Genomic DNA, 6,450 nt, shown 5'->3' on the forward strand with positions numbered 1-6,450 from the left:
ACAATTTTTTCAATACATTACTGATGAAGATCGGTTTGATTTGATTTATTTTGATGCCTTTGGATTTCGGGTTCAACCTGAACTTTGGGATGTACTTATATTTAAACGCATGTATACAGCCCTCCGAAAAGGCGGTGTTTTAGTTACCTATGCCTGCCGAACTTCCATTAAAAAAGCGATGCTTGAAGTGGGTTTTGAAGTCGAGAAACTTCCTGGAGCCCCCGGAAAACGTGAAATGTTAAGGGCATTTAAAAAATAAGCTATACCGAGATCGCCTATTGTGATTTAAAATGATGTTCCATTGCGACTAAAGCCAAATGGAGTATTCTGCATTTAATTAGAATAAGGCATACTGTTAAAAGTAAGAAAATACATAATTAAATCGTATAAAAATGTAAATAATCGATTAAATATGTATTTAAACGTATTTTTTTAAGAAAAAAGTTTGGACAGATAAAAGGTAAGTTCTATATTTACATCACCCAATCTATCATAAACTTAACCTTAAAAACCAAATGCTATGCCTCGATTGATTTACGATTATACGAAATCAGAATTACAGCGTGTCAGTCGCAACCCTGATCGATTTCAAAGAAAGTTAAAAAAGGCGGTGAGTAATCTCTTGCCGGATGAAATGGAATTATTGCAAAAATGGTTGGTATTCTATACCGACAATCGTCCTGAATTAAGGCGTTGTATTGCAGAATTTCGAGTAGAATGATGGGAGTCCTTAATTGGACTCTTTTTATTTTTCGGGCTTTGGACTTACGATTTGTACGTTTTGAAAAACAATTGCGCCTTTAACGACACCCGCAATTGTAGAACGAAGTGCGTCTATGATATGGATTTTTAATTCGTTTTTAGGATAAATAAGACTTACTTCACGCGCCGGCTTGGGTTCGCTAAACGGTCGTAATTTAATGGTATCCACTTCCTTTAAATCTAAGGTATGTAAATAGGGGAGTAGTGTGGTTCCTAATCCTTCATTGGCCAATTTTATAAGCGTTTCAAAACTCCCGCTTTCCAATTGAAATCGATTGGCCGCTGCACTATCTGATCGTTTACACAGGTTGAGTACATTGTCTCGAAAACAATGACCGTCCTGGAGTAAGAGCATTTCATCCAAATTTAGATCACTTATTTCAATGGTACGTTTAGTAAAATGATGGTGTCCTTCAGGGATAAAGGCGACAAAGGGTTCAAAATACAATACGACTTCTTTTATTTTTTCTTCATGAAGCGGAGTTGCAGCAATAGCGGCATCTAAATGTCCATTGTTTAATTTAAAAATTATATCCTCAGTATTCAATTCCTCAATAATCAATTTAACCTTAGGGTATTTTTTGATGAAATTGGTCAAAAACATCGGTAGTAAAGTTGGCATAATGGTTGGAATAATTCCCAAACGGAATTCGCCCCCAATAAATCCCTTTTGTTGATCAACAATATCTTGAATTCGATCGGCTTCATTGACAATATTTTTCGCTTGATTGACAATTTTTTGTCCAATTTCGGTAAGCTGAATCGGTTTTTTACTGCGATCAAAAATGAGAATTCCCAATTCGTCTTCAATTTTTTGAATTTGCATACTCAGCGTAGGTTGTGTTACGAAACATTTTTCGGCCGCTAAAGTGAAATTTTTGTATTCGGCTACTGCCAAAACATATTGAAGTTGGGTGATAGTCATTATAATAAGGTTTGTTGATGCAAAGATAAAAACTATCAATTTATTTTATAGTTATTTCCCTTTGTTTTTAAACCTTTATTAATCAAAGAAAATCGCATAAAGGTGAGGAATTAGTATTGCCTTGTGGTTTAGGTCTTAAAACACTAGTCTTCTAAGTTTTCATTAAAAGCTGATGGCAATAGCTGGGGTATAAATTTTATTAAAATAGGTAAGAGCAAACTCCCTCCTGGAAGTAAAAAAATGGTAAGCGATGGTACACTTTTACAAATGTCTAGGAGTTGTTTTTTTACTTTCTTTTTTTCTTCAGCATCCAAATCGTCGTGGGTGGATTTCGCCAATAATTGCATTAATTCTTTACTTTCTCGTATTTCTTTTGTCAAGCGTGTTTTATTGCGTTTGATTAAGAAAATAATACTTTGCGCTGTTTGATCATAAAAATGCTTAACCGGGTGCGAATAGTTAAAGTAGTGAATGTTTTTTTTATGGGTTTGAATAAAGGCAGTAATAAATTGTATAGTTTGTTCTATAACTGCCTCTGAAATTGATAAATGCGCACCTAAAGTATGTAAAAAGTAGCGTTCTTCATTATCCATTTCGCCATCATTGCATAGCGCAAGCGCTGCAATATCTAAAAAATACAAGGCTTCCAACGGATGCTGAAATGTGTCCAAACCTAATTGATCTAAAGAGGAACTATTTACTTTTGAAAATTGGGTATAGCGTACCGATGCTTCAAACAATTTAATCAATAAATCATCTTGCGCTGATTTTTGAGTTTTTACTTGCAAAACAAATGAAACTAAACCCAATAAGCTTTCTTCCAATCGTTTTAAGTATTTTTCAGGCAATTTTTCCAATTGTAAATAATGGGCAAATGCCAGTACATCAATAAATAGCAAGGCATTGGTTACAATATGAGAGAAGTTTTTACTTACGATATCCTTGTTGGTTTGAACGCGCCCGTCGATGTAATCTTCTAATTTTTGACTGGCAGTTGCGGGAATAATCTTTTGTAGAAATTCACCAAACCCACTGGGAGACATTTCTTTATAAAAACCAAGCGCCTTTTGAATAAAATCGCTGGGATCTTTTTTGTGAAACGTTAATGCATACATTTCAAAAAGTGCGTTCAATAAGGCAACTTTGGATTGTTCCTCGGCATTCCATTGTTGCAATGCTTCGGGTGCGATATTGGGTACGCCTATACAATGTCCATAAATAAATCCGCTAGCCCGTAAGTTTTCATACCACGAAAGTGGGGTAGTCAAACGGATTTCTGGATTGAGCTGCAATCCCATTAGGAATTTATCGATCCAACCGTGTGTAGACGGATTAATCATAAATCAAGTATTGAATAGGGTAAAAGTACAGTTTTATAAACGTGTTTTGAATAGCTAGTCGATGATTTAATAGAAAATTTACATAAGTAAACAATTCATCACAAACAGTAAAATGTAGACGTGCTGTGAATATGAGTTGATTTGTATTTATTTAATAATTCCAGCACATGCGATACGCCCGCCCGCGTTACCTGTAGGTTGTGTAACAAAATCATCGGCTTTATCGTGTACGATTAAACCTTTATTAAGAATATCTTTAGTAGCATCACCACAACCGATACACCATTGATCCGTTGCGAAAGTTACGGTTGCTTCCCCTTGATTATCAGCTGTAAAATTTCCGATATCACCTTTGTGATGTGCGTTATCACCCCATTTTCCGTGTTGCACATGGGTAGGATTCCAGTGGCCGCCAGCAGAAGTTGCGTCACCAGTCGAGCAATCGGCTTTTTCATGAATATGAATTGCATGTACACCCGGTTTTAGTCCGCTAACCGAAGCTGTCATGGTTACCACACCATTTTTTTCAGTAAAAGTGGCTGTTCCCTTAACATTGCTATTACTTTTTGCTTCAAGTTGCAAGGATACACTGTTCGTCTGAGTATTTGAAGGTTTACAGGCCAATACTAAAGCACAAGCTATTGTACTCGAAAGTATGATTTTTTTCATAACATCCAATTTTAATCAAAGATACAGTTTTATCAAATGAATATAAAATAAAAACCGCCTTTCAAAAAAGACGGTTTATTACGATTAATTTATCCTAACAATTAGAAACAATAGCCATTTTCGTTAATAAGTTTGGCTGCAATCGTTTCGCGCAATGCAACTACATTGGGCATATTGGTGTATTTGGTAAAGCGGCGTAATCCCATTAGCATCATGCTTTGCTCATCTCCCTCAGCAAAAGAAACAATGCCTTCTTTCCCTTTTGCATAGACGGTATCTACAGCATTGTATAAATACAATTGCGCCATAGCGATTTGTTCTGTACACGAATTAGAGCCGTTTTTTATGGCCATTTTTTCAACCCGTAATAGCGTACTTTCAGCCATATAGATTTCAATCAACATATCTGCTGCCGCCATTAGTAATTGTTGGTGTTTTTCCAATTCAGAGCCATATTTTTGCACCGATGCACCAGCCACCATCAAAAAGGCTTTTTTCAGTTTCATAATCATTTCCTTTTCTTCACTAAACAATACTGAGAAGTCGGGCATATCAAAGGAGGGAATTCCCATTAGTTCCTCTTGCACTTTTAATGCAGGAGTAATCAAGTCTACGTGACCTTTCATCGCTTTTTTGATTAACATGCCAACAGCTAACATTCGATTAATTTCGTTCGTTCCTTCATAAATACGTGCAATACGCGCATCCCTCCAAGCACTCTCCATGGGTGTGTCTTCAGAGAAGCCCATACCCCCATAAATTTGAATGCCTTCGTCGGCACAATTTTGGGCATCTTCAGAAACGGCTACTTTAAGAATCGAACATTCGATAGCAAATTCTTCCACACCTTTTAATTCAGCTTCTTGATGACCAGCTCCTTCTTGTTCTCGAATCGCAATACGATTTTGAATATCGTGAGCTGCCCGGTAGGTTGCACTTTCACCTGCAAAGGCAGCAGTCGCTATTTGAGCTATTTTTTGACGAATTGCACCAAACGAAGCAATGGGTACATTGAATTGGATTCGTTCATTAGCATAATGGATCGCATTAGTGGTCATTCGCCGTTGGGCATCCAAGCATGCCGCTGCCAATTTAATCCGTCCAACATTCAACGCATTCATAGCAATTTTAAATCCTTCACCACGGCCAGCCAACATATTTTCTACCGGTACTAAGGTTGCATTAAAAAACACTTGGCGGGTAGAGGAGGAACGAATTCCCAATTTATGTTCTTCTTCTCCCAACGTGATTCCGTTGTTGGGATCATTTTCAATGATAAATCCGGTAATATTTTTATCGTCTTCAATTCGCGCAAAAACTATAAACAAGGAGCAAAATCCGGCATTGGAAATCCACATTTTCTGTCCTGTAATTTTGTAATGCTTGCCATCATCGGTTAATTCGGCTTTGGTTTTTCCTGAGTTGGCATCAGATCCTGCACCCGGTTCAGTTAAACAATACGCGCCAAACCATTCTCCCGAAGCTAATTTAGGGACGTATTTTTTCTTTTGCTCTTCGGTTCCATACAAAGTAATAGGCATGGTTCCAATTCCAGTATGCGCTCCAAAAGCAGTAGAAAACGAACCTGTAGCTCCCGAAATATAGTCACACACTAAACACGTATCGACAAATCCCATTCCTAGTCCGCCATATGCAGTAGGAACCGCAACACTTAAAAAGCCCATTTCTCCTGCTTTACGCATAACCTCTTCAGTAAAGGCATAGTCTTTTTGTTCAAAACGCGCTTTGTGTGCCCAAATTTCTTTATCCACAAATTCTTTAACAGAATCGCGCATCATCAATTGTTCTTCTGAAAAATCTTCCGGCGTAAAGATATTTTCACATTGGGTTTCTTTAACGAGGAATTGGCCGCCTCTTGTAATATCTTTCATAGTATTTTATTTTTTGATAATAGAAAAAGGAATATAGAAAATAGATTAGACTGGTATGTTTAGGTTATTTTGAAATTTCATAGTCATACGTTGAAAATCTTCTATTTTGATTTCTAAATCTTTAAAAGTCTCATCATTAATATATTTTCTATGTTTTGCAATGATTAATTGTGAATACAACTCAAATGAAGAACCTAAAGCAATATCTAGAAAATGACTAAACGATTTATCTGTTCTTGCAGATCCTTCTGAAATATTACTGGGAATTGAAATTGAACATCGACTTAATTGATTCGATAAATCATATTTTTCATGTTTTGGAAATGATTCTATTAAATCAGATATTTTTTTGGCAATTTCAATTCCAATTTGCCAGATTTTTAAATTTTTAAAGTTATGTCTTTTACCTTCTCTCATTTTCAAACAACATTTTTATTCAAACTAAAAAATCTATATTCTATTCTCTTTATTCTATTCTCTTTATTCTATTCTCTTTATTCTATTCTCCATGTTCTATTTTCCATGTTCTATTCTCCATGTTCTATGTTCTATGTTCTATGTTCTATTCTCTATTCTCTATTCTCAATACTCTTCCTTTTCTTCCACCTATAATAATTCAAAAACTCCCGCTGCTCCTTGTCCGGTTCCGACACACATAGAGACAATTCCGTATTTATTTCCTCGTTGTCGCATTTCATCAAAAAGTTGTACCGAAAGTTTTGCTCCCGAACAGCCAAGCGGATGCCCCAAGGCTATTGCACCACCATTAACATTCACTATCTCTGGATTGATTTCTAATTCGCGCATGACGGCTAAGGCTTGTGAGGCAAAAGCTTCATTTAACTCGATTAAATCAATGTCT

Annotated in this window: 6 protein-coding genes and 1 pseudogene; 1 reads left to right on the forward strand and 6 read right to left on the reverse strand. The window is 36.3% G+C overall.

The window, feature by feature from the left end:
• On the forward strand, positions 1 to 259 hold a 259-nt coding region (locus Q0039_RS08470; protein WP_297511631.1), incomplete at its 5' end, for an MnmC family methyltransferase.
• A gap of 486 nt (positions 260 to 745) precedes the next feature.
• On the opposite strand, the gene Q0039_RS08475 is transcribed toward Q0039_RS08470, so the two are convergent.
• From Q0039_RS08475 to Q0039_RS08500, 6 genes and pseudogenes are all read right to left on the reverse strand, one after another.
• Positions 746 to 1,687, reverse strand: coding sequence for a LysR substrate-binding domain-containing protein (locus Q0039_RS08475; RefSeq protein ID WP_297511633.1), 942 nt, complete (start codon positions 1,685 to 1,687; stop codon positions 746 to 748).
• Positions 1,688 to 1,830: 143 nt separating this feature from the next.
• A complete protein-coding gene (locus Q0039_RS08480) occupies positions 1,831 to 3,027 on the reverse strand; it encodes an LETM1-related biofilm-associated protein (RefSeq protein WP_297511636.1) in 1,197 nt (398 codons plus the stop codon).
• A gap of 147 nt (positions 3,028 to 3,174) precedes the next feature.
• Complete coding sequence (locus tag Q0039_RS08485; RefSeq protein WP_297511638.1) at positions 3,175 to 3,696, reverse strand: superoxide dismutase family protein; 522 nt, start codon at positions 3,694 to 3,696, stop codon at positions 3,175 to 3,177.
• A gap of 101 nt (positions 3,697 to 3,797) precedes the next feature.
• A complete protein-coding gene (locus Q0039_RS08490; protein ID WP_297511640.1) occupies positions 3,798 to 5,588 on the reverse strand; it encodes an acyl-CoA dehydrogenase family protein in 1,791 nt (596 codons plus the stop codon).
• A gap of 45 nt (positions 5,589 to 5,633) precedes the next feature.
• Entirely contained in the window at positions 5,634 to 6,005 is a 372-nt protein-coding gene (locus Q0039_RS08495; protein WP_297511642.1) for a four helix bundle protein, read from the reverse strand.
• 189 nt (positions 6,006 to 6,194) lie between these two features.
• Positions 6,195 to 6,450: pseudogene (locus tag Q0039_RS08500) on the reverse strand (acetyl-CoA C-acyltransferase); the annotation flags it as partial.

This window comes from Flavobacterium sp. (genome assembly GCF_027484945.1).
Taxonomy (GTDB): Bacteria; Bacteroidota; Bacteroidia; order Flavobacteriales; family Flavobacteriaceae; genus Flavobacterium.

What these genes read in the sequence shown, in the direction of transcription:
- Q0039_RS08475 (WP_297511633.1), bottom strand. Translation starts at nt 1,687, where the DNA reads ATGACTATCACCCAACTTCAATATGTTTTGGCAGTAGCCGAATACAAA.
- Q0039_RS08480 (WP_297511636.1), bottom strand. Translation starts at nt 3,027, where the DNA reads ATGATTAATCCGTCTACACACGGTTGGATCGATAAATTCCTAATGGGA.
- Q0039_RS08485 (WP_297511638.1), bottom strand. Translation starts at nt 3,696, where the DNA reads ATGAAAAAAATCATACTTTCGAGTACAATAGCTTGTGCTTTAGTATTG.
- Q0039_RS08490 (WP_297511640.1), bottom strand. Translation starts at nt 5,588, where the DNA reads ATGAAAGATATTACAAGAGGCGGCCAATTCCTCGTTAAAGAAACCCAA.
- Q0039_RS08495 (WP_297511642.1), bottom strand. Translation starts at nt 6,005, where the DNA reads ATGAGAGAAGGTAAAAGACATAACTTTAAAAATTTAAAAATCTGGCAA.